At 71.9% G+C, this 22600-nt stretch carries 20 protein-coding genes and 2 tRNA genes; 16 read left to right on the forward strand and 6 right to left on the reverse strand.

Annotated features, from left to right (window positions below; genetic code table 11):
• Positions 1–20: 20 nt before the first annotated feature.
• Positions 21–1901: a propionyl-CoA synthetase gene (locus IRY44_RS29505; RefSeq protein ID WP_194803412.1), complete on the forward strand. Its 1881-nt coding sequence runs from the start codon at positions 21–23 to the stop codon at positions 1899–1901.
• Between the two features lie 76 nt (positions 1902–1977).
• Here IRY44_RS29505 and IRY44_RS29510 read toward each other — a convergent pair whose 3' ends face one another.
• Positions 1978–4101, reverse strand: coding sequence for a M14 family zinc carboxypeptidase (locus IRY44_RS29510; protein ID WP_194803413.1), 2124 nt, complete (start codon positions 4099–4101; stop codon positions 1978–1980).
• Between the two features lie 77 nt (positions 4102–4178).
• Positions 4179–7094 (reverse strand): Hsp70 family protein, encoded by a 2916-nt coding sequence (locus IRY44_RS29515; protein WP_194803414.1) that lies wholly within the window; start codon positions 7092–7094, stop codon positions 4179–4181.
• Between the two features lie 129 nt (positions 7095–7223).
• On the opposite strand from IRY44_RS29515, the gene IRY44_RS29520 reads away from it, so the two are divergent.
• From IRY44_RS29520 to IRY44_RS29550, 7 genes are all read left to right on the forward strand, one after another.
• Positions 7224–7871 (forward strand): MOSC domain-containing protein, encoded by a 648-nt coding sequence (locus IRY44_RS29520; RefSeq protein ID WP_194803415.1) that lies wholly within the window; start codon positions 7224–7226, stop codon positions 7869–7871.
• Positions 7872–7900: 29 nt separating this feature from the next.
• Entirely contained in the window at positions 7901–8932 is a 1032-nt protein-coding gene (locus IRY44_RS29525; protein WP_194803416.1) for a questin oxidase family protein, read from the forward strand.
• 37 nt (positions 8933–8969) lie between these two features.
• Entirely contained in the window at positions 8970–9395 is a 426-nt protein-coding gene (locus IRY44_RS29530) for a nucleoside deaminase (protein WP_194803417.1), read from the forward strand.
• Positions 9396–9526: 131 nt separating this feature from the next.
• Entirely contained in the window at positions 9527–9931 is a 405-nt protein-coding gene (locus IRY44_RS29535) for a hypothetical protein (protein ID WP_194803418.1), read from the forward strand.
• Positions 9932–10709: 778 nt separating this feature from the next.
• Positions 10710–11285, forward strand: coding sequence for a contact-dependent growth inhibition system immunity protein (locus IRY44_RS29540; RefSeq protein ID WP_269697497.1), 576 nt, complete (start codon positions 10710–10712; stop codon positions 11283–11285).
• A 328-nt stretch (positions 11286–11613) separates the two neighbouring features.
• Positions 11614–12060, forward strand: coding sequence for an SRPBCC family protein (locus IRY44_RS29545; protein ID WP_194803419.1), 447 nt, complete (start codon positions 11614–11616; stop codon positions 12058–12060).
• Positions 12061–12100: 40 nt separating this feature from the next.
• Complete coding sequence (locus IRY44_RS29550; RefSeq protein WP_194803420.1) at positions 12101–13075, forward strand: S9 family peptidase; 975 nt, start codon at positions 12101–12103, stop codon at positions 13073–13075.
• A gap of 19 nt (positions 13076–13094) precedes the next feature.
• On the opposite strand, the gene IRY44_RS29555 is transcribed toward IRY44_RS29550, so the two are convergent.
• The gene (locus IRY44_RS29555; RefSeq protein ID WP_194803421.1) at positions 13095–13748 is read right to left on the reverse strand and encodes a Type 1 glutamine amidotransferase-like domain-containing protein; all 654 of its coding nucleotides are present in this window, start codon (positions 13746–13748) and stop codon (positions 13095–13097) included.
• A gap of 152 nt (positions 13749–13900) precedes the next feature.
• Between IRY44_RS29555 and IRY44_RS29560 the strand changes: the two genes are divergently transcribed.
• Entirely contained in the window at positions 13901–14512 is a 612-nt protein-coding gene (locus IRY44_RS29560; protein WP_194803422.1) for a hypothetical protein, read from the forward strand.
• 111 nt (positions 14513–14623) lie between these two features.
• Here the strand turns inward: IRY44_RS29560 and IRY44_RS29565 are convergent.
• Positions 14624–14697: transfer RNA gene (locus tag IRY44_RS29565), tRNA-Gly, on the reverse strand.
• Between the two features lie 256 nt (positions 14698–14953).
• Between IRY44_RS29565 and IRY44_RS29570 the strand changes: the two genes are divergently transcribed.
• The 5 genes from IRY44_RS29570 to clpX all read left to right on the forward strand — a co-directional run bounded on the left by IRY44_RS29570 (position 14954) and on the right by clpX (position 19537).
• A tRNA-Pro gene (locus tag IRY44_RS29570) sits at positions 14954–15027 on the forward strand.
• 149 nt (positions 15028–15176) lie between these two features.
• The gene (gene tig / locus IRY44_RS29575; RefSeq protein ID WP_167796927.1) at positions 15177–16523 is read left to right on the forward strand and encodes a trigger factor; all 1347 of its coding nucleotides are present in this window, start codon (positions 15177–15179) and stop codon (positions 16521–16523) included.
• 175 nt (positions 16524–16698) lie between these two features.
• Complete coding sequence (locus IRY44_RS29580) at positions 16699–17340, forward strand: ATP-dependent Clp protease proteolytic subunit (protein ID WP_018786886.1); 642 nt, start codon at positions 16699–16701, stop codon at positions 17338–17340.
• A gap of 14 nt (positions 17341–17354) precedes the next feature.
• Positions 17355–18017, forward strand: coding sequence for an ATP-dependent Clp protease proteolytic subunit (locus IRY44_RS29585; RefSeq protein WP_013288034.1), 663 nt, complete (start codon positions 17355–17357; stop codon positions 18015–18017).
• A gap of 227 nt (positions 18018–18244) precedes the next feature.
• The gene (gene clpX / locus IRY44_RS29590) at positions 18245–19537 is read left to right on the forward strand and encodes an ATP-dependent Clp protease ATP-binding subunit ClpX (RefSeq protein ID WP_013288033.1); all 1293 of its coding nucleotides are present in this window, start codon (positions 18245–18247) and stop codon (positions 19535–19537) included.
• 23 nt (positions 19538–19560) lie between these two features.
• Here clpX and IRY44_RS29595 read toward each other — a convergent pair whose 3' ends face one another.
• Positions 19561–20184 carry an XRE family transcriptional regulator gene (locus tag IRY44_RS29595; RefSeq protein ID WP_194803423.1) on the reverse strand — a complete coding sequence of 208 codons (624 nt, stop codon included), beginning with the start codon at positions 20182–20184 and terminating at the stop codon, positions 19561–19563.
• 41 nt (positions 20185–20225) lie between these two features.
• Here IRY44_RS29595 and IRY44_RS29600 point away from each other — a divergent pair, with 41 nt between their 5' ends.
• Together IRY44_RS29600 and IRY44_RS29605 are read left to right on the forward strand one after the other, a co-directional pair.
• Positions 20226–21059, forward strand: a complete 834-nt coding sequence (locus tag IRY44_RS29600; protein WP_151013689.1) for an EamA family transporter — start codon at positions 20226–20228, stop codon at positions 21057–21059.
• Between the two features lie 39 nt (positions 21060–21098).
• The gene (locus tag IRY44_RS29605) at positions 21099–21896 is read left to right on the forward strand and encodes a carbon-nitrogen hydrolase family protein (RefSeq protein ID WP_194803424.1); all 798 of its coding nucleotides are present in this window, start codon (positions 21099–21101) and stop codon (positions 21894–21896) included.
• A 7-nt stretch (positions 21897–21903) separates the two neighbouring features.
• Here the strand turns inward: IRY44_RS29605 and IRY44_RS29610 are convergent, their stop codons facing one another.
• Positions 21904–22125: a hypothetical protein gene (locus IRY44_RS29610; RefSeq protein ID WP_013288029.1), complete on the reverse strand. Its 222-nt coding sequence runs from the start codon at positions 22123–22125 to the stop codon at positions 21904–21906.
• Positions 22126–22600: the final 475 nt, after the last annotated feature.

Below are 22600 nucleotides of genomic sequence, written 5' to 3' on the forward strand. Positions count from 1 at the left end.
CCGGGGCGCAGCATGGCGGTATGGGCGCGTATCGATCAGCGTACGAGCGGAGCATCGCCGACCCGGCCGGCTTCTGGCGGGACGCGGCGGCCGACATCGACTGGGTCATCCCGCCGGAACGCATCCTCGACGAGGAGACGGCGCCGCTTTACCGCTGGTTCCCCGACGGGGTGCTGAACACCTGCCACAACGCGCTGGACCGGCACGTCGCCGCCGGGCGTGGCGAGCAGCCCGCGTTGATCCACGACAGCCCGGTGACCGGCACGGTCCGGACGCTCACCTACGCCGAGCTGCTCGACGAGACGGCCCGGTTCGCCGGTGCGCTGCGCCGGCTCGGCGTCGGCCGGGGCGACCGGGTACTGCTCTACCTGGCGATGGTCCCGGAGGCGGTGATCGCCATGCTGGCCTGCGCCCGGATCGGCGCGGTGCACTCGGTGGTCTTCGGCGGGTTCGCCGCGCACGAGCTGGCCGTCCGGATCGACGACGCGCGGCCGAAGGTGGTGGTGGCCACCTCCTGCGGCATCGAGGCCGACCGGGTGGTGCCGTACCACCCGATCCTGGCCGCCGCGCTGGACGAGGCCGCGCACGTGCCGGAGCGCTGCGTGGTGGTGCAGCGCCCGCAGGAACCGGCCCCGCTGGTGCCGGGCCGCGACCTGACCTGGGCCGAGGTGATGGCGGACGCGGAACCGGCGCCGTGCGAGCCGGTGGCCGCCACGGACCCGCTCTACGTCCTCTACACCTCCGGCACCACCGGCCGGCCCAAGGGCGTGGTGCGGGACAACGGCGGGCACGCGGTGGCGTTGCGCTGGTCGATGCGCAACGTCTACGGCATCGAGCCGGGCGAGGTCTTCTGGGCCGCCTCCGACGTGGGCTGGGTGGTCGGCCACTCCTACATCGTGTACGCGCCGCTGCTCACCGGCGCGACGACGGTGCTCTACGAGGGCAAGCCGGTCGGCACCCCCGACCCCGGCGCGTTCTGGCGGGTCGCCGCCGAGCACCGGGTGGCGGCCCTGTTCACCGCGCCCACCGCGATCCGGGCGATCCGCCGGCAGGACCCGGACGGCAGCCACATCGAGCAGTACGACCTGAGTGCGCTGCGTACCCTCTTCCTCGCCGGTGAGCGCCTGGACCCGGACACCTGGGCCTGGGCGGGGGAGCGGCTCGGCGTACCGGTGGTCGACAACTGGTGGCAGACGGAGACCGGCTGGCCGGTGGCGGCCAACCCGCGCGGCCTGGAGCCGCTGCCGATCAAGCCGGGGTCGCCGTCGGTGCCGGTGCCCGGCTACGACGTGCGCGTGGTCGACGGCGCGGGCCGGGACGTGCCGCCCGGCACGGACGGCTCGATCGTGATCCGGCTGCCGCTGCCGCCCGGCTGCCTGCCCACGCTCTGGGGCGACGACGAGCGGTTCGTCCGCTCCTACCTGTCCACGTTCCCGGGTCACTACCTGACCGGCGACGGCGGCAGGTTCGACGAGGACGGCTACCTGTACGTGATGGGCCGCACCGACGACGTCATAAACGTGGCCGGGCACCGCCTGTCCACCGGCGCGATGGAGGAGGTCCTGGCGACGCACCCGGCGGTGGCCGAGTGCGCCGTGATCGGCGTGGCCGACGCGCTCAAGGGGCAGGTGCCCAGCGGGTACGTGGTGCTCAAGGCCGGCGCCGACGTGGACCCGGACGCGCTCGCCGCCGAGCTGGTCGCGCTGGTCCGGCAGCGGATCGGCCCGGTGGCGGCGTTCCGCCGGGTGACTGTGGTGCCGGCGCTGCCCAAGACGCGCTCCGGGAAGATCCTGCGGCGCACCATGCGGGGCCTGGTGGAGGGGCGCGACGAGCCGGTCCCGGCGACCATCGACGACCCGGGCGCGCTCACCGTCTTCCGCGACCTCGGTACCACCGACTGAGCCGGCCGGGCGGACCCGCCCCGGACGCACTGACGCGGTCCCCGGCCGGTGGAGTCCGGCCGGGGACCGCCTGCGGTCAGCGCCGGACCGGGTTGTCGGCGGCGTAGTCGCGGGCGACGCGGACCAGTTCCACCAGGCCGCCGGCGTACTCCTGCGCCTCGGCGTGCGCCTCGTCGAACGGCGGCTGGAAGCCGACGCCCTCCCACTGGCCGGTGGCCTCGTTCCACCTGTCGTTCCCGACCTCGAAGTCCCAGGCGAAGATGCCCAGCTCGTAGTAGAGCTGGTCGGCCGAGTTGCCGGCCGCCGAGTACAGCACGTCGGCGACCGGGCCGGTCTGCGACGGCCAGGTGACGGTGCCGCGCTCGGCCGCGATCGCGCCGACGATGCGCCGCGCGCTGCCCAGGAACAGCGTCGACTCGTCGATCGACGGGCGCGGCAGCGTCACCCGCCCGTCGGCCTTGTACGCCCCGGGCGGCCACATGAAGTAGCCGCCGTACGAGTGCACGTTCATCGCGAACTTGATGTTCGGGTGGGCCTTGGCCAGGTCGATCACGTTGCGGCTCTCCGGCTCGGACAGCTCCGCCGTGCCCGCGTAGTTGCCGGACAGGCAGTTCGCGCTCGCGCCCACGTACCCGTCGAACAGGGAGCCGACGGTGTAGTTGCGGTTGACGTCGACGCCCCACATGGTGCGGTACTTCGGGTCGCGGGAGGCGCCGGTGCAGTGGTTGACCAGGTTCTTGCGCTGGAAGTTGTAGTCGTTGAAGGAGTAGTTCGCGCCGTCCGGGTTCACCGTCGGGATGACGAACACGTCCACCTGCTCCAGCAGCCTGCGGGTCGCCGCGTCGGTACGCGCGTTCGCCAGCAGCCGCTCGGCGAACTCCAGCGTGACGAGCGGGGTGGCCCACTCGCGGGCGTGCTCCTGCGAGTACGCCAGCACACCGATGCGGGAGCCGTCGCGGTGCTTGCCGATCCGCAGCGCCTGCACCGTCCACGGCCGGGCCGGTACCTCGGTGCCCTGCAACCCGTCGTCGAGGCGTACCGGCCCGGCCACCGGCATCGGCAGCCCGGCCGAGCCGTCCTCCACGGTGGCCCGGAAGCGGGCACCCCGCGGGGCGTTGATCAGGGCGGCGACGTCGTCGGTGGTGCTCGTGACCTTGCCCGCGCGGTCGGTGGCCAGCGAGACGGTGAGCACCCGGTCCCGGTAGCGCATGCTCAGCGGCCGGTTCGGCCGGCCCGGGTCGACGGTGCGTACCTGCACGCCGTTCATGCCCTGGTCACCGAAGCGGACCGACTCCACCACCACGGCGGCGGCCGCCGGGTCGCCCAGGTAGGCGGCGGCGTTCCGCCGGTAGCCCTGGGTCTTGTTCGGCAGGTCGATCACGTCGACCAGGTCGCGGTACTGGCGGCCGAGCCGGGCGATGCGCGCCTTGATGTCCACCGGCGTCAGGTACGCGTCGATGAAGTCCTTCTGGTAGCCGGCCGGCTGCGGCGGCGGGGTCGCGTTCGGCCACAGCGACGGCGTCACCGGCCGGCTCGTGCCGCCCAGCGTGGAGGTGGCGGTGAGCTGCACCGGCCGGCTCGGCACCGGCTGCGGCAGAGCGTAGTGGTACTGGTACTCGCCCGAGTCCTCGAAGCGGTACAGCGGGAAAGAGCCGGTGGCGCCGTCGGCGGTCCGCCAGGTGACGGTGATCTCCACGTCCGGGTCGTCGGTGGCGGTGGTGGCGACCTGGGCCTGGAGGAACGTCCGGCCGCTGGTGGTCCACCAGTACGCCTGGAGGAACTGGAGCGTGTCGACAGCGGTGGCAGCGCCGCTCGCGCGCAGCCCGGCGCGGGTGCGCTCCTGTGCGGCGCGGCGGCTCTCGGCCAGGTGCCGGTCCCCGTCGCCGGCGCGCTGCACCACCTGCACTGCGGTGGCCCCCTGCCGGGTGAGGTCGGTGAGCTGCCGTCCGGTGAGGACCAGGTCGGCGATCCACTCGCCGTCGCGGGATCGGGGGCGGTTGGCCAGGTCGGCACCGCCGGCGACCAGGCGGTCGAGCTGCGCCCGGTCGGCCAGTCGGACGCGGACCAGCGCGGTCTCGGCGGGGGCGAGCGTGATCGTGGGGGCGGATGGTGCGGCGGCGCCCGGCCCGGGATGGGCCAGCGCCGCGGCGATCAGGATGCTGGTGGTGGCGAGTGCGGTCCACCGTCGTCGGACGAACACGGGGCCTCCTGACGAACGTCGATCTCTCTGCCGTTCACACCAGCCGAGACATCGATCACTGTCAAGCTCAGTTCCGGTCAGCCGGCGAACCGGTACAACCGGAACTCCTTCTCCGCGCCGCACACCAGCATCTCCGTGTTCCACGAGCAGGACTCGCTGCGGATCTGCTTGAGCTGCCCCATCTCGACCGGCTTGCCGTCCACCGCCGTCCCGGCGAGGACGCGGTCGTCCTCGTACGCGCTGGGCGCCTCGGAGAAGATCAGCAGGTTGCCGGCGTCGAGCCGGACCGCGACGCCGTCCCGGTCGCGCAGCACCGGCGTGCCGTCCGGCGCGAACAGCGTCACCGCGTCCGGCGAGTCCTGCCCGGCCAGCACGTGCTCACCGACCGGCACCAGCGACTCGGCGCGTGGCGCCGGCCACTGCCGGGTGCCCTCGCCCTCGGTCGCCGCCACCACCCGGGTGTCGTCGGCGCCACTGCCCGGCGTCTCCAGCAGACACACGCGACGTTCTCCGCAGGTGACGAGATCCTTCACCCGGCCGCCCTGCTCCGGCGCCTCGTACAGCATGCTGGGCGTGCCGAGACCGCCCAGGTCGTAGGCGAGCAGCCGCAGGCCGCGCTCGTTCTCCGCCACGTACAGCCGGTCGTCGCGGGCGGCCACCGGATCGTCGAGCCCGGCGACGTTGCCCCGGTCCTTGAGGACCTTGCCGCTGCGCATGTCCAGCACCCGGACCGACCGGTCCGCGCCGACCTGGACGAGCCGGTCCGCCTGCCCCGCCCACGGGGCGAGCGGCGAGCCCTCGGCGTTGCCGGGCCCGTCCAGTGCCGCGCCGGTGCCGACCGGGACCACCTTCGTGCGCGCGTCGCCGTACTCGGTGCGCGGGTTGGGCCGTTCCCACCGCTGCCCGCCGTCGCTCAGCCGCAGCCCGACCAGGCGTTCGCCGGTGCGGTCCAGCCGGACGATCGTGTCCGGCCCGAGGTACAGGGTGTCGTCGCGGCCGACGTCGGTCCGCCAGCGCTGGTCCCCGGAGTCCTCGTCGAGCACCGCGAGCACGCGGGGGGTGTCGCTTCCGGTGGCGTCGCCGAGGACGAGCAGCCCGTCGGGCAGCGCCCGGATCCCCGCCCACCGCTGCGTCGTCGCGTCGGTCCGCTTCTCCCAGACCGTCCTGCCGGTGGCCGCCTCGACGGCTGTCACGTGGAGGTGCCCGTCGGGCAGCGAACGGGCCAGGTAGGCACGTTCCCCGAGCGTCGCGGTGAACATCTGGTCCGGCCGCGTGTCACCGGCGGCCACCGTCTTCACCAGCTCCGCGGTGTGGAAGTCCAGCGCCGGATGCCGGTCCCGGAACACCCAGAGCAGCACCGACGCCGCCACGGCGACGACCACGAGACCCGCGCCGAGCGCGATCCACCGGCCGCGCCGGGGCCGGCCGCCGCCGGGCCGGACACCGCCCGGAGCGGGGGAGAAAGGCGTCCCGGGTACGCCGGGCTGCCAGCCGCCGGGCGGGGGAGCGGACGGTCCGGGTACGCCGTAGCCGGCGGGGTGAGGCGGAACCGGCCCGTGGGTGGCCGGCATGTGGTCGTACCTCGTGGGCTGTGGCGGAACCGGGCCGGGCGTGCCGTCGTACCTCGTGGCGGCGGTCTGCGGGGCGGGGCCGTCGGCGACCAGCGTGCCGTGCGGTCCGGCGGACGCCGCGTCCGGACCGCCGAGCGGCGCGGTCGGGTTCGTCCTGGTCCCACCGGCCGGGACCGTGGCGGCGGTCTCGCCCGCGGCCGGCGCGGGCCGTGTCGATTCGGGTTGCGTCGGCGTGGGTGGTGCCGGCGCGGCCTGGACCGGCACGGCCGGACGGCCGGAGCGCCGGGGCAGCGGCAGGTCGGTGAGCGCGCCCTCGGCGACCGGCATCTCCGGCTGCTCCAGCACCGTCGGCGCGATGCCCAGCTCGGCGTGCAGCAGCCGGGCCACCAGCGGCACCCGGGTCGACCCGCCGACCAGGAACAGACCGGAGAGCTGCTCCGGGCGCAGCCCGGCGGCGGCGGTCACCTCGCGGGTCTCCGTCACCGCCCGGGCCAGCAGCGGCGCGGCCAGGCGTTCGAAGTCCTCCCGGGACAGCGGCACCGCCGCCTCCACCCCCGGTACGGCCACCGGCGCGACCATCGCCCGGGACAGCATCTCCTTCGCGCCGCGCACGTTGTCCCACAACTGCTGGCGGTCCCGCCGCTCGGCGGTGGTCGTCGGGTCGGTCAGCCGGGCCCACTCGCGCGGGTGGGCCGGGCCGACCAGCTCGCCGAGCCGTCCGAGCAGGGCCGCGTCCAGGTCGAGGCCGCCGAGGTCGGGGATCCCGCCGGTGGCGACCAGCTGGAAACCGGAGTCGCCCCACGGGTCGGCGCCCTCGTTGCGCAGCACCGCCACGTCGAGCGTGCCGCCGCCGAAGTCGAACACCGCCACCGCACCGCCCACCGGCACCGGCCGGCGCAGCACCTGCGTGAAGTAGCGGGCCGCGGCCACCGGCTCCCGCAGCAGGCGGGTGCCGGGCGCGATCGGCCCGGCCAGCGTGTGCTCGGCCGCGGCCGGCCAGCCGGCGAGTTCCAGCGCGTCGTGCAGCACCTGACGGCGGGCCGGCGTCCAGGCCGCCGGGTGGGTGACCACCGCCGGGGGCAGCAGCCCGACCGCCGCCACCGCCGCGTCCGCGACCGCGCGCAGCGTCGCGGCCAGCAGCTCCGCCGGCCGGTACGCGCGCCCGCCCAGCTCCACCGTCTCCTCGTCGACCCGGCGCTTCGGGTTCGGCTCGTAGCCGGCCGGGTCGGCCTGGGCGAGGCGCTGCGCGTCCCGCCCGACGTGCAGGTGACCGTCCGCGTCGGCGTAGACGCCGGACGGCAGGATCGGATGGCCGTCGACGAGCACCGGCCGGGTCCGCCCGTCCGGCCAGCGCAGCACCGCCACCGTGTTCGAGGTGCCGAGGTCCACGCCGAGGGCGAAACCGTCCTGCTGGCCTGCCATCCGCGGCTACCTCCACCACCCGACGAGGATGTCCGGCCCGCATCGTACGCAGGCCGCGCCGCCTCGCCGTTCCCCCGGCCCGGGGAATGGACTGGCCCGTCCGGCCCTGCGCCGCATACCGTCGCCGTCATGAGGGTGATCTCCGTCAACGTGGGCCGACCGCAACCGAACCCGTGGAAGGGCATCGGGGCCACCGGCATCGACAAGCGGCCCGTGGACGGCCGGGTCGCCGTCACCGCGCCCGGCCCCAAGGGCAACGGCGACGTCGGGCTCGCCGGCGACCGGGTCTACGACGTGGCCCACCACGGCGGCACCGACCAGGCGGTCTACGCGTACGCGCGGGAGGACCTGGACCACTGGGAGGCCGAGCTGGGCCGCCCGCTCGCCGACGGCAGCTTCGGCGAGAACCTGACCACCAGCGGGCTGGACGTCAACGGCGCGCTGATCGGCGAGCGGTGGCGGATCGGTCCGGACCTGGTGCTGGAGGTCTCCTGCCCGCGCATCCCCTGCGGCACGTTCCAGGGGTGGCTGGGCGAACGCGGCTGGATCAAGCGGTTCACCGAGGAGGTACGACCCGGGGCGTACCTGCGGGTGGTCACACCGGGCAGCGTCGGCGCCGGAGACCCGGTCGAGGTCGTGCACCGGCCCGACCACGACGTGACGGTGGCGCTGGTGTTCCGGGCCATCACGCTGGAGACGGACCTGCTGCCCCGGCTGCTGGTCGCCGACGCGCTCCCGGAGGAGGACATGGCGCGGATCCGCCGCCGCTTGACCTGAACCACACTTCAGGTCGGACGCTTCCCGGTGTGCTGAACTCCGTACTCGACGAGGCGTACGAGCGCGTACGCGACACCGGTCCCGAGCGCAACGGGTGGCTGTCCAACCACGTACCGATGGCGGCGGAGGCCCTGACGCGCCACGGCCACGGGCGAGCGGTGCACCGCTGGATCGACGCGTACGCCGGCCGGCTGGAGGAACGCCCGCGCGGCATCCGGCGTATCGCCGTCGACGAGTGGCGTGACCCGCTGGGCGACCCGGTGCGTACCGGCGACTGGCTCGACCTCTTCGACCGCGAGCTGGCCGGCGAGCCGTGGCGCGACGTGCTGACCCGCTGGTGGCCGCGCCTGCTGCCGGGCATCGCCGCCGGGGCCACGCACGGTGTCATCCGGGTCGGGCACGCCGTGCGCGCGCTGCTCGACGCCGAGACCGCACCGCGGGTGACCGAACTCGGCCAGGGGCTCGCCTACTGGGCCGCCCGCTGGCAGCCGCTCGCCCCGCCCGGCACCGGGGCGTACCCAGCAACCGACGCCCGGTCCGCGCTCGACGCCGTGCCCCGCGTACCCGATCAGCGGTTCGGCATCCGGTCCCGCCTGGCGCAGCTCGCCGACCTGGACCGGTGGCCGGCCGCCGCGGCCGCAGTGCCCGGCGACGCCGCCGCCGAGGTGCCGGCCCGCCTCGCCGCCGTCGTCGACGCCGCTGTGGCGCGGCACGGCACGCACGGGTACGCCGCCCCGGTCATGCTCGTGCACGCGGCGACCGCGCCGAATGCCGTCCTGCGTACGCTGCCGGCCCTGCCGCCTGTGCTCTGGCAGCCGAGCCTGGCCGCCGCCTGGGCGGCGACCGCCGCCGTCACCGCCGCCTACGCCCCGGCCGGGGCCCGTGCCCTTCCGACGGCCGCCGGGCCGGAACTCGACGACGTCATGGCGCGGGCGCTGGACACCGGGGACGCGCACGCGATCAAATTCATCGACACCCTGAGCGACGCGTACGCCCGCAGCGGCGACCCGGCCCTGCGCGCCGTGGCCGCCCGATCCGTCGAGCAGATCGCCGCCGACTGACGGCCTCGGCTCGGTACCGCCGACACGTGGAGGGCTGATGACACCCGACGACGAGGCGTTCCTGCGCCGTGCCGTGGAACTCGCCGACCGGGCGGGCGCGTCCGGCGAGCGGCCGTTCGCGTCGCTGCTCGTCGGCGCGGACGGCACCGTCCTGATCGAGGACCACAACACTGTGGTCTCCGACCGGGACGTCACCGCCCACCCGGAGCTGAAGCTGGCCCGCTGGGCCGCCCGTCAGCTCGCCCCCGAGGCGGCTGTCGCCACCACCATGTACACCAGTTGCCAACCCTGCCCGATGTGCACGGTCGCGATCAACGCATCAGGTCTCGGCCGGGTCGTGTACGCGCTGTCCACCGAGCAGTTCGAGCAGGTCAAGCCCGCGACGCCCGCGCCGCGTCCGGTGCGGTACGACGGGCCGGCGCTGTTCGACGAGGCGCGGCGGCCGATCGAGGACCACTACTAGGCCGTCGGCCTACCGCAGGGGCCCCGGACATCGACTTCTCCTGATAGCTTCTTCCCACGATCAACTTGGTCGGCCGTGCTTTCGCGGCCTGCCAGATCGGCATTTGCTGCCAGGAAGAGGAGTAGAGACTCGTGCATCGCCTAAAACTCGGTGTCATTGTCACCGTCAGCGCGCTTATGGCATCGGTCGGGCTCGCGGCCGCGCCGGCGCATGCCGCATCCCCGACTCCCTTCAGTATCTCGGCCGGTTCAGACTTTGGCCACACAAAGGGTGGAATCACCTGGTACAACCGCTCAGTCGGCGTGCAAGGCGAGGTCTGCAATGGCGGCGGCACCACGACCGCCGCGTGGTTCTACTTCTACACCAACCGCACCGGCTCCGGCACCCCGCACAGTTATGAGAGTCGCACGGCCCCTGATGGCGCCTGCCGCAGTTTCAACTGGACCCAGGAAGGGCCTGTCGGTGGCATCCTGAGCGTTCACGTTTATCTCTGCGCGCCCGAGTGCGGCGTGCCGCAGCTCCTCAAGCGACCCTGAGCAACCCGACCTCGCTATGGGGGGTCGGGCGGTGGTTGGGCACTAGGTCATGCGGCCTGATCAGCTCAGTGCGAACGGCTGGCCGGCACCGCCGGCCAGCCGTTCGCCGAGATGAAGCCGGGCACCTCATGGCACCCCGCAGCGCGGGACGACGGATCCAAGCTGTCTGGCGAGGCGTGACGACCGACCGAGGACAACTATCAGCGAGTGACCCTCGGCGGGAAGTTGCGCCTGGTGCCTGCGGAGCGAGGGCTCCGAGCCGGGCAGTGCGGATGGCGCGCGATGGCTGCGCTGTTGCCGCACGGCGTCAGCGGGTGGGCCGGTGGGGCGTCGGCTGGGTACGTCGCGATGGCGCTGCTCGGCGCGCTGCTGTTCGGCACGGCCGGCCTGGCCCTCGGGCCCTGGCCTTGCGGAACTCTGCCTTTTTCGGCTGGTCAGAGTCGTGTTGTGCGACACAGACCGATGCAGTAAACCCGGGTAGCGCCTCGGCGGCCTCGTCGGGGCTCATTCCGAACCGCAGAGGTTCCACGCTGACCGACGGCGTGTACGTCCACTGCTCTCGCTCTGCCTCGGTCAGGACACGCCAGGGGCTCGTCATGAGTCAGCCACTCCCATCTCGTTCGTGGCCGCAGGGTTCGTGCTCGGCCTGGCTCGGCACCAGCGGATGCCGATGGGTCTTCGGTGGTTCGTCCATTCTTCGGGGGCTGCGCTTCGTCGACGACGGGAAGCGGCCCGGGACGAGGAAGACAGCCGCCGGATGCGGGCTAGCCTGACCGCCGTGACGACGATCGAGCAGTTGGAACGGGACGTCTGGCCGGACCCCGGCCGGGAGGCCACGTCTCTCGTGAGGCGCTGCTCGGAGCTACGACGCAAGCCGCTGGCCGAGTTCACCGTGGAAGACCTGCGCATCATGCTCGGGCAGGGGATCGGCGTGTCGGCTCTGCTGCCTCTCGCGGTACAGGTCCTGCTCCGCGATCCGTTGGCCGAGGGCGACTACTACCCGGGTGACCTGCTCGCCAACGTGCTGCGGCTTCCCGGCCCGGCGTGGTCGGGCCTGCGAACGGAACGGGAGCGGCTGCGGTCGGTTCTGGCGGAGCTCGTCGCCGGTCGCCCGTCCTCCGACGCCGGTCCGGGCCCTCGTGACCCGGACCAGCGTCTTCGCGGCGCCATCGGGCAGTTTCTCGGCGATGAGAGCGGAGTTCCAGCTGGTGGGTACGCCAGTCCATGGCGGCGAGCAGGACCTCTACCAGGGCCGACCGATTCGCCGCGCCGATCCCTCCAGCGCCCGGTGCATGACGTTCCCGGCGTCCTCGGGCAGTTCCCGCGGACCGAGCATCGGCAGTATCAGGATTAGCCGCTGCGCCCAGCCGCTCGTCCGGCAGTGCCGCCACGGCGAGCAGTTCCGCCCAGGTCATCGCGGACGTGAACCCGTGGCCGCCGACCGAGGCGAGAACCTTCGCCGGCTGCCCCGGCCGGTCCTCCACGAAGTCGAGTCCCGCCTCGTCCTCGAGGTTGCGGTAGACGATCCGAAGCCACACGTCTGCGTCGAGCCGCACCGAGACCGCCGGCCAGCGCTCCGGGTCGTTGAGGACGTCACACATCGCGTCGTAGTCGGCGGCCGGCACTCCGAAGGTGGCCTCCGACTCGACCGTACGCCCAGCAGAGGACAGACATTGCAGCCGATGACATTCAGCCACACGATCTCCGCACCGCCGGAGAAGGTGTGGCGGTGCCTCGCCGACGTCGCGCGGTATCCGGCGCTGCTGACCAAGGTCGACGCGACCGAGCTGCTCCACAGCCAGGCGTTCGGAACGGGCACGAGATGGCGGGAGACCCGCAGGCCGTACGGCTGGCCCGTCACCGTGGAACTCCGCGTGACCGACTGCCGGCCCCCGTTCCGCTACGTCGTCGAGTGCTTCGCGGGCGGGCACAGTGTGACCGAGTACCGGCTGGTTCCCGGTGCCGCGGTTGGTACCACCGACCTCCAGCTCACCTACACCTTGACCGGTGGCTCACCGATCCATCGGATCAGCCGGGTCATCGCCCGTCGACGGTTCCTCGCCTGCGTCAGGGAGAACAACGTCCAGGACCTGCTCGACATCGAGCGAGCATGCGGGGCCAATGCGTGAGGACGCGGGCAGGTGGCAGGAGCCTCGTACGGTCGACGGGGTGTTGTTCGAACCGGTGACTGCGGAGTTCTCGTTCGAGGATGACGGCAACCAGCTGGTCGGCGACGTCGTCCGGCCGCCCTGGCCGGGGCCGTACCCGGCGGTGGTCTTCGTCGAGGGTTCCGGGCCGGGCGGTCGCGACCAGGGGTCGTGGCAGACGAGGCTGGCCGCAGCCGGCTTCGCGAGCCTCGCCTATGACAAGCCCGGTTCCGGCGCGTCGACGGGTGACTGGACCCGTCAGACCATGGCCGACCGCGCCGCCGAGACCGTGGCCGCGGTCCGGGCCGTGCGGAGCCGCGAGGACGTGCTGTCCGGCGCGGTCGCGCTGATCGGCGGCAGCCAGGGCGGCTGGGTGGCTCACCTCGCGGCGGCAGCGGACGACAGGATCGCGGCGGTGGTGACGGTGTCGGGTCCGGGCGTGCGCGTACGGGACCAGGAGGAGTACCGGCTCCGCCACCAACTCGCTGCGGAGGGCTTCGGCGGCGCCGACATCCAGCAGGCCCTTCTCCTGCTACGCGACCAGATCCGGCGGGTCCAGTCGGGCGACGACCCGGCGCGCGTGCACGCCGCGCAGGCGCACTGGCACGGCGCTCCCTGGTATCCGATGCTCGCCGGGACGACACCCGAGTCCATCGCGTTCATCGCGGGCATCGCGGACTACGACCCCGCCCCGGCACTGGCGGCTCTGCGCTGCCCGCTGCTGGCGATCTTCGGCGCGGACGACCTGCTGGTGCCGGTGGAGGCGAGCGTGCGCGCCATCAGCGGCACCCTCGACGACGCACGCCACGCCGACCACACGACCGTGGTCTTCCCCGGCGCCGACCACAGCATCCGCGTCTACACGGGGGAAGGGCCCGCGCAGGTCAGGGAGGGGCGCTACACCCCTGCCGAGCGGGCGCCGGGCTTCGACGAACTCGTCGTCACCTGGCTGCAGCGCCGTCTACCGGCGACCGACCCGGGGTACGCGGCGCGCTGATCGCGGCATGGGCGGGTGCTCACGCGGGGAACCACCTCCACTGCCCCTCGGAGACGACCTCGACGGCGCCGTCGGTCACCTTGACGGCCGTCTGGTCGTCGATCGCGTACGCCGGACCGGCGATCTCGGCCGCCCACTTCTCGGCAGCCGCCATGGTGTTGTCCGGTTCGAGGCCCAGGTGCGGGAAGATCGAGAAGTCGACGAGCCCGAGCGTGCGGTCGTCGGGTGCGGACTGCCACTCGACGAATTCCGTGCCGACCCGGGGGGTGAGCACCATGCTGCCGGCGCTCAGCCCCACCCAGACGGTGTCCCGCAGCGACGGCAGGAGGTCCGCCAGCCCGGACTGCCGCATCCAGTGGCACAGGTACGTCGCGTCGCCGCCGTGCACGAGCAGGACGTCGGTCTCCCGGACCCAGGGGACCCAGTGCTCCTGGCCGATGCTGGGTAGCGCTGACAGTTCGAGTACGCCCAGCGACTTCCAGCCGAGGCCGCTCATGGGCAGCGGCGTCTGACCGGTGATGAAGCGCCAGGCCGAGGCCGGTCCGCCCATCGGGTACGCCGCAGTGGGGATGCAGAGTGCGCTGGATTCGGCGATCGGCTTGCCCAGCAGGTCGACCAGAGCATCGTTGATGCTCGGGTTCTGGACGCCTGCGGATGTGAGGAGAAGTTTCACGCTTGCCTCCTGCGCGTAGCGGTCATGACGCTCTGCCCGGTGTCCGGAGATAGGTGCACAGGAATGCTGACCGGACGCGGTAACGAAACTCATCGCGATCCCGGCTGTACGGCCGGTCGATGCGTGGCCGGGGAGAGCCCTAGGCTGACGCCATGTCGGCGGAGCACGAAGTGATCGACCTGGACGAACGCGATCACCGGCCGGCGGATTCGAGCGGCGCTGTTCCCGGTCGCCGCGTGTCCGGACGAACAATGAACGTACGGCTCGTTGCTGCCTTCGTGATCGGCGCTGTGCTCGGCGGTGTCGGTGTGAGCGAGCTGCGAGTCTCGCGGGACGAGCGGGAGCGGAACGCCTCGGTCGCGCTCGTGGCCTTACCTCAAGACAGGGTCAGCGGAGGTTCGGGTACTGAAGCCCTGGGCGTCATCCAGCTGAACGGACAGCTCGCGGTGATCAACACGGGACCCGCGCCGATCACTGTCGGTGCGGCTGTCGGTCGACGACCCGGCATCCAGGTCCGTGACACCGGCCAGCCGAAGCTGCTACGCCCTGGCGGTACCGGCTGGATCGAGGTCGAGGTGCGCGTCGAGTGCGCTGGTGCCACCGCGTTCGAGAGTGAGCCGTTGTCGATACGGTTCTCGGTCGAGACCGCCGACCGGCAGGTCAGAGAGGTCAGCTACCCCGTCGCCGTAAAAGGAAGCGCCTGGGAGCGGGAGGCGGAGATGCCGTGCGCGCATCTCAGTCACTCGGGGAGACGCGGCGGCTAGCGCAGGGGTCACAGCACCATGCGGGCGGCCCTGCTCCATCAGCACACCATCGGCGTGACCGTGAGATGGCCCAGGTGCCGCGTTCATGCGGTCTGCCTGGGCCTTCGTGGTTGGAGCGGGCGACGGGAATCGAACCCGCACCGTCAGTTTGGAAGACTGAAGCTCTGCCATTGAGCTACGCCCGCGAGCGCCCCACCACAGCAGGGCGCGCCGACAGCGTACCCAATGAACCACGGCCACCGCGCAGCGCGTACCCGGAGGTTCCCGCCGACCTTCAAGATCCACGCCACTTCGGCGAGGTGGCGCCTTCCCGGGCCCTCGGACCCAGCCACTTCCCCGAACTGGCGCCTGGCACCGCCCGCCCGGCCGCGCCCGGCGACCGCCGCGCCGTGCCCCGTCACCCGCGCGGGTGGCCGGACGGCATACACTCTTCGTCGCCACCGGGGTGTGGCGCAGCTTGGTAGCGCACTCGCTTTGGGAGCGAGGGGCCGTGGGTTCAAATCCCGCCACCCCGACTGTCGTTCGCGACCGGATCGTCCCGGGAACCGCCGGTTTTCTCCGCGCGGTGCCCGGGCCCTGCCGATGCCGTCGGCCGGCTCGCCTACACTCGATGCGCGCAATCACGCCCCAGACTCAACACCCAGATCCGTCAAGGAGTACGCCTGTGAAGAGCACCGTCGAGACTCTGAGCCCGACGCGCGTGCGGCTCGCCATCGAGGTGCCGTTCGTCGAGCTCGAGCCGAGCCTCAAGAAGGCGTACCGGGAGATCGGCCAGCAGGTCCAGGTTCCCGGCTTCCGCCGGGGCAAGGTTCCCAGCGCGGTGATCGACCAGCGGGTGGGCCGGGGGACCGTCCTCAACGAGGCGATCCAGGAGGCCATCCCGCAGAACATCCTGGCCGCGGTCCGGGAGCACGACCTGAAGACGCTGGGCCGTCCCGAGGTCGACATCACCGAGTTCAACGACGGTGACACGCTCAACTTCACCGCCGAGGTGGACGTCCGGCCGGAGATCACCCTGCCGGACCCGGCCACCATCGAGGTGACCGTCGACGAGATCCAGATCGCCGACAGCGAGATCGACGAGCAGATCAACAGCCTGCGCGAGCGCTTCGCCACGCTGAAGACCGTCGAGCGGGCCGCCCAGGAGGGCGACTTCGTGCAGATCGACCTCAACGCCACCGTCGACGGCGAGGAGGTCCCGGGCGGTTCGGCGAGCAACATCTCGCACGAGGTGGGCAGCAAGCAGCTCCTGCCGGGTCTGGACGAGGCGCTGGTCGGCCTGGCCGCCGGCGACAGCACCACCTTCACCACGCAGCTCGTCGGCGGCGACTACGCCGGCCGCGACGCCGACGTGGCGGTGACCGTCCGCACGGTCAAGGAGAAGGAGCTCCCCGAGCTCAACGACGACTTCGCGCAGATGGCCAGCGAGTTCGACACCATCGACGAGCTGCGCGGCGACCTGCGGGAGCGGGTCACCCGGGGCAAGCAGGTCGAGCAGATCTACGCCGCCCGTGACAAGGCCCTGGAGCAGATGGTGGCCGCCGCCGAGGTGCCGGCGCCCGAGGGCGTCGTCAAGGAGGAGGTCGAGAGCCGCAAGGCCGCGATGGTCGACCAGCTCGAGCGCATCGGCGCCTCCCTGGAGGAATACCTCGCGGCGGAGGAGAAGACCGAGGAGCAGATCGACACCGAGCTGACCGAGGCGGCGACCGACGGCGTCAAGATCCAGCTTCTGCTGGACACGCTGGCCGACGCCGAGGACGTGCAGGTCTCCGACGACGAGTTCGGTCACGAGATCGTGCACCGGGCGCAGCGTGCCGGCATGGCCCCGCAGCAGTACTACGACCAGCTGGTCCGCTCCGGTGCCGCCGCTGCCGTCTTCGGCGACGTCCGCCGGGGCAAGGCGCTCGCCGCGGTGATGGAGAAGATCAAGATCAAGGACTCGGCGGGCAACGAGGTCTCCCTCGACGCGCTGCGGGCCCAGAACGAGGCCGAGCACGACCACCAGCACTGATCATCGGGGGTGTCGGCCGCCGTCCCGCGCTGCGCGCCGGGAGGCGGCCGAAACCCTTTCCGGGGTACGCCGTGCGGGTGACTGCGCTGAGAGCGAACAGTGCCCCGACCGGGAGTACGCCTCCCGGCTGAGCGGTTAGTGTCGGGTAGGACGGTACGGAGAGCGAAGGGCTGCCATGACCGACATGCACATCCCCAAGAAGTCGCTCCGGGTGAACGAGGCCCGCGGTGGCGACTCCATTGGCAACCTCGACGACTCGGTCTACAACCGGTTGCTCAAGGAACGGATCATCTTCCTCGGCAGCGAGGTGAACGACCAGGTGGCCAACCGCATCTGCGCGCAGCTCCTGCTGCTCGCCGCGGAGGACCCGGACCGCGACATCTTCCTCTGGATCAACTCGCCGGGTGGCTCGGTCTACTCCGGCATGGCGATCTACGACACCATGCAGTACATCGACAACGACGTCTCGACAGTGGCGATGGGCATGGCGGCCTCCATGGGCCAGCTGCTGCTCTGCGCCGGCACCAAGGGCAAGCGCTACGCCCTGCCGCACGCGCGGATCATGATGCACCAGCCCTCGGGCGGTCTCGGCGGCACCGCGTCGGACATCGCGATCCAGGCCGAGCAGATGCTCTACACCAAGCGGATGTTCCAGGAGCGGGTCGCGTTCCACACCGGCCAGTCCCAGGAGCAGATCGAGGCCGACTCGGACCGCGACCGTTGGTTCACCGCCCAGGAGGCCATGGACTACGGCTTCATCGACAAGGTGATCATCGGGGCCGCCCAGGTTCCGGATGGCGCCGGGACCCTGAGCTGAGCGAGGAGCTGACGATGACCGACCTGAGCCTGCCGCCCCAGTTCGCGGCCGTGCACAACCGCTACGTCCTTCCGTCGTTCGTCGAGCGCACGTCGTACGGGATGAAGGAGTCCAACCCGTACAACAAGCTCTTCGAGGACCGGATCATCTTCCTCGGCGTGCAGGTGGACGACGCGTCGGCGAACGACGTGATGGCCCAGCTGCTGACGCTGGAGGGCACCGACCCGGACCGCGACATCATCATGTACATCAACTCGCCCGGTGGCTCCTTCACGGCCATGACGGCGATCTACGACACCATGCAGTACGTCCGGCCGGACATCCAGACCGTCTGCCTCGGGCAGGCGGCCAGCGCGGCGGCGGTTTTGCTTTCGGCCGGCACCCCGGGCAAGCGGATGGCGCTGCCGAACTCGCGGATCATCATCCACCAGCCGGCCACCGAGGGCGGTTACGGCCAGGGCTCGGACATCGAGATCCAGGCGCGGGAGATCCTGCGGATGCGGACGCAGCTGGAGGACATGCTCTCCCGGCACTGCAACCGCCCGATCGAGCAGGTCCGCAAGGACATCGACCGTGACAAGATCATGACGGCCGAGGAGTCCAAGGAGTACGGGCTGGTCGACACGATCCTGACCAGCCGCAAGAAGGGTCTGCTGGCGTCACACGCCGCGGGCTGAGCAACGTGTGGTCGGAGGTCGGTCGGGGTATCGTTCCCGGTCGACCTCTGACACACCCGTTTTGGGGGTCGGAGAAAACCCGGCCACCGGGTAACGTCGGGTCTGTACCGCTCCGCCGGTCGGATCAGGTGGAGCCGACAGCATGGTGGGACGACAGGACGGACGGGCGCTCCGGCGCTCGCAGGTCAGGGCCGGCGTTCCGGCCGACGAGTGCAGGGAGAACGTAGGTGGCACGGATCGGTGACGGCGGCGACCTACTGAAATGCTCGTTCTGCGGCAAGTCGCAGAAGCAGGTCAAGAAGCTCATCGCGGGCCCTGGTGTCTACATCTGCGACGAGTGCATCGACCTCTGCAACGAGATCATCGAAGAGGAGCTGGCCGAGTCCGGCGAGGTGAAGTGGGAAGAGCTTCCCAAGCCGATGGAGATCTGCCAGTTCCTCGACAACTACGTCGTCGGTCAGGAGCAGGCCAAGAAGGCGCTCGCCGTCGCGGTCTACAACCACTACAAGCGGATCCAGGCCGAGGCCGCTGGAGCGCCGGGCTCCGGCACCGACGGCGTCGAGCTGGCCAAGTCGAACATCCTGCTGCTCGGCCCGACGGGCTGCGGCAAGACGCACCTGGCGCAGACGCTCGCCCGGATGCTCAACGTCCCGTTCGCGATCGCGGACGCCACCGCGCTCACCGAGGCGGGCTACGTCGGCGAGGACGTCGAGAACATCCTGCTGAAGCTGATCCAGGCCGCCGACTACGACATCAAGCGCGCCGAGACCGGCATCATCTACATCGACGAGGTCGACAAGATCGCCCGCAAGTCGGAGAACCCGTCGATCACCCGTGACGTCTCCGGGGAGGGTGTGCAGCAGGCGCTGCTGAAGATGCTCGAGGGCACCGTCGCCAACGTGCCGCCGCAGGGCGGGCGCAAGCACCCGCACCAGGAGTTCATCCAGATCGACACCACGAACGTGCTGTTCATCTGCGGTGGCGCGTTCGCCGGGCTCGACCAGATCATCGAGGCCCGCACCGGCTCCGGCGGCACCGGCTTCGGCGCGCGGCTCCGGTCGGTGTCCGAGCGGTCGACCGACGACATCTTCAGCCAGGTCATGCCGGAGGACATGCTGAAGTTCGGGCTCATCCCCGAGTTCATCGGCCGGCTTCCGGTGATCACCAACGTGCGCAGCCTCGACCGCTCGGCCCTGGTGCGGATCCTGACCGAGCCGCGCAACGCGCTGGTCCGGCAGTACCAGCGCCTGTTCGAGCTCGACGGCGTCGAGCTGGAGTTCGAGCAGCCCGCGCTGGAGGCCATCGCCGACCAGGCCATGCTCCGCGGCACCGGCGCCCGCGGCCTGCGGGCGATCATGGAAGAGGTGCTCCTCTCCGTGATGTACGAGGTGCCGAGCAACCCCGACGCCGCCCGGGTGCTGATCACCCGCGAGGTCGTCCTGGAGAACGTCAACCCGACGATCGTGCCCCGCGAGTTCACCGGCCGGCGCCGGCGGGACCGCGAGGAGAAATCGGCCTGATCGCCGTCGCGACCGCGCCCGGGTCAGCTCGGGCGCGGTCCGCGTGAACGGGTCCGCCGGTCCCACTCGCCCGACGGGGTGACCACCACCATCATCAGGCGCACCGGCCCGTCACCGGCAGTGCGGTAGCCGTGCTCCCGGTCGGCGTGGAACTCGACCGTCTCACCGGCGCGTACCTCGTGGTCGACACCGTCGACGGTGACCGTCGCGGTGCCGTCGAGCACGTGCAGGATCTCCCGGGTGCCGTGGGCGTGGTCCGAGGAGCGCAACGCCTCCCCGGGTTCCATCCGCCAGTCCCACAGCTCGACCAGGTCGGGTTCGCCGAGTCCGCTGAGCAGACGCGCCAGGCCGCCGTGCGGGCCGCGCCACAGCACCGGCGCCTCGTCCGCCGCACTGACCCGTACCGTGCTCTGTTCCGCCGGCTCCAGCAGCCGGGCGATGCTGACGCCGAACGCGTCGGCGACCCGGCAGAGCGTGCCGATGCTCGGATTGGTGCGCGCCCCCTCGATCTGCACCAGCATGCCCTTGCTGACCCCGGACCGGCCGGCCAGCTCCTCGAACGACCAGCCCCGCGCCGCTCGCAGCTCACGTACCTGGCGGGCGACGGCTGAGGTCACCGCGCCGACCCGTCCACCGGTCTCGGTCATCACACTGTCCTTCACGGTCACTATTGTGGTACGACTGCGGGGTGCTCCCCATTGTCCTCGCCGCCGTTTCCGCGCTCGCCTTCGGCACCGCCGACTTCGCCGGCGGCAAGGCGTCCCGGCGCGCCGACCCGATCGCCGTGACCGTGGTGTCGCAGATCCTCAGCGTTCCGCTGCTGCTCGTCCTCGTCCTCGTGGTGCCCGGCACGCCGAGCCCACTCGACCTGGGCTGGGGCCTGCTCGCCGGGGTAGCCGGCGCGGGCGGCGTCATGCTGCTCTACCGCGCGCTCGCCACCGGCGTGATGGCAGTCGTCGCGCCGGTCACCGCGATCACCGCGGCGATCGTGCCGATCGTCGCCGGCCTGGTCCTCGCGCACTCGCCGGGTGCCGTAGCGCTCGGCGGCGCCGGGCTCGCCGTGGTCGCCATCGGCCTGGTCAGCCTGGGAGAGCGCGGAGCGGCACGCCGCGTCTCCGGCCGCGTGATCGGCATGGCACTGGCCGCCGGGCTGCTCTTCGGCGTCTTCTTCGCGCTGCTCGGCCAGGCCGACGAGGCGGCCGGCATGTGGCCGGTTCTGGCGGTACGCGTCAGCTCGATCGCGTTCGGCCTCGCGCTCGCCGTCCGCACCGGCGCACGCCTGCGACTGGGGCGGCGCGTCCTCGGCTGGGCCGCGACCGCCGGCCTGCTCGACTCCGCCGCGAACGCGCTGTTCCTCGCCGCGGCGGGCCGGGGGCACCTGAGCGTGGTGGCCGCCATCGCCTCGCTCTACCCGGCGAGCACCGTCCTGCTCGCGCTCGCCGTCGACCGGGAACGGCTCCGGCCGGCACAGGTGGCCGGGCTCGGCTTCGCCGCGGCGGCGCTCGTCCTGTCCAGCGTCTGAGCCCTGTCGCGCGCCCGCTTCCGCCCGTACCCTCGGGTCATGCGCGTCGCCGTCTGCCAGCTCAACGCCCGCGACGACCGGGCGGCGAACCTCGCCGCCGCCGAGGCCCTGCTGGTCAGGGCCGCGGCGGCGGGCGCGGATCTCGCCCTCCTTCCGGAGTACGTCGACTACCTCGGTCACGCCGACCGGATGCCGCCCGCCGAGCCGGTCGACGGGACCGTGGGGCGGTTCTTCGCGGAGACCGCCCGCCGGCTGGGCATGTGGGTGATCGCCGGCTCGTTCCACGAGGCCGGTCCGGACCCGGCGCACACCTGGAACACCTCGCTGGTCTTCGACCGCGAGGGCGCGCTCGCCGCCACCTACCGCAAAATCCACCTGTACGACGTGGAGATCCCCGGCCGCGTCTCCTACCTCGAGTCGGCAACCGTCGCGCCGGGCGAGAAGCCCGTGGTGGTCGACGTCGAGGGCCTGCGGGTCGGTCTGTCCATCTGTTACGACCTGCGGTTCCCGGAGCTGTACCGGCAGCTCGCGACCGACGGCGGCGCCGAACTGCTCGTGGTGCCGGCGGCGTTCATGATGCACACCGGGCGGGACCACTGGGAGGTGCTGCTGCGGGCCCGGGCGATCGAGAACCAGTGTTTCGTGGCGGCGGCCGGACAGACAGGTGACCACGACCCGGGCCGGACCTGCTTCGGGCGCAGCATGGTGGTCGACCCGTGGGGGACCGTGCTGAGCCAGGTCGCCGACGGCCCCGGGCTGGCGGTCACCGAGATCGACCTGGAGCGCCTGCGGACGATCCGCGCCGAGCTGCCCAGCCTGGCCAACCGCCGGCTCTGAGCCGAGGTCAGCCCCCGAAGAGCAGGCCCAGGGCGGCGATCCCGGCGATCGCCGCCGCAGTGACCAGGAGAGCGGTGGTCATCCGGGAGGGGCCGCGCCGGGCCAGGCGCCTGATCGACAGCACCAGTACGGCGAGCACGACGGCCCCGATCACCAACTGCCAGAACGGCAGCAGGAGGCCGAGCAGAGCGTCCTCGGCGACGGCCGGGACCGGGGACGGATCATCCATGCCGACCACTCTGGCACGGCACCGCACCGGACGACCCCTTCGACCGTGGCTCGCCGCGGAAACGGCCGACGTTCACCCAATGACGATCATTGATTTGCCTTCTGAGGCGGGTCCGCGTAACTTTCTCTCTGCACGCGGGAGGCCGGGCAAACCGGCCGAGAACGGGCGCCAGGCTGGTGGCGGTGACGCCGAGCCAGACTGAGATTCGGGCGGTGCTCGGCACTCCGGGACACGGAGTTGCAAACGCGAAGCCGACCGGGTAGAGTTCGAAAGCCGGCAGGGAGCCGGGCGGGTGGTCGCGAGAGCGACGCCGGCCGGTCCGCCGAAACCCACGAGAGCAGCGACCACCGGAAACGGTGAGCGTCAGCGTGGGTCTGGTCGAGCCAAGTTGATCACCTCGAACACGAGGTTGACGACGGAAGCAAGACCGAGTAGGTTGGAGAGGTTGCCCCAAACGGGGGTTCCGCTGGTTAGC

Origin of the sequence: Micromonospora sp. ANENR4 (assembly GCF_015354395.1) — a bacterium.
Classification (GTDB): domain Bacteria; phylum Actinomycetota; class Actinomycetes; order Mycobacteriales; family Micromonosporaceae; genus Micromonospora; species Micromonospora aurantiaca.

Excerpts from the sequence above, each read along its gene's own strand:
- IRY44_RS29530 (WP_194803417.1), top strand. The coding sequence starts at position 8,970 with ATGACACCCGACGACGAGGCGTTCCTGCGCCGTGCCGTGGAACTCGCC.
- IRY44_RS29515 (WP_194803414.1), bottom strand. The coding sequence starts at position 7,094 with ATGGCAGGCCAGCAGGACGGTTTCGCCCTCGGCGTGGACCTCGGCACC.
- IRY44_RS29520 (WP_194803415.1), top strand. The coding sequence starts at position 7,224 with ATGAGGGTGATCTCCGTCAACGTGGGCCGACCGCAACCGAACCCGTGG.
- IRY44_RS29595 (WP_194803423.1), bottom strand. The coding sequence starts at position 20,184 with ATGACCGAGACCGGTGGACGGGTCGGCGCGGTGACCTCAGCCGTCGCC.
- IRY44_RS29605 (WP_194803424.1), top strand. The coding sequence starts at position 21,099 with ATGCGCGTCGCCGTCTGCCAGCTCAACGCCCGCGACGACCGGGCGGCG.
- IRY44_RS29545 (WP_194803419.1), top strand. The coding sequence starts at position 11,614 with ATGACATTCAGCCACACGATCTCCGCACCGCCGGAGAAGGTGTGGCGG.
- IRY44_RS29505 (WP_194803412.1), top strand. The coding sequence starts at position 21 with ATGGGCGCGTATCGATCAGCGTACGAGCGGAGCATCGCCGACCCGGCC.
- IRY44_RS29610 (WP_013288029.1), bottom strand. The coding sequence starts at position 22,125 with ATGGATGATCCGTCCCCGGTCCCGGCCGTCGCCGAGGACGCTCTGCTC.
- IRY44_RS29585 (WP_013288034.1), top strand. The coding sequence starts at position 17,355 with ATGACCGACCTGAGCCTGCCGCCCCAGTTCGCGGCCGTGCACAACCGC.
- IRY44_RS29580 (WP_018786886.1), top strand. The coding sequence starts at position 16,699 with ATGACCGACATGCACATCCCCAAGAAGTCGCTCCGGGTGAACGAGGCC.
- IRY44_RS29560 (WP_194803422.1), top strand. The coding sequence starts at position 13,901 with ATGTCGGCGGAGCACGAAGTGATCGACCTGGACGAACGCGATCACCGG.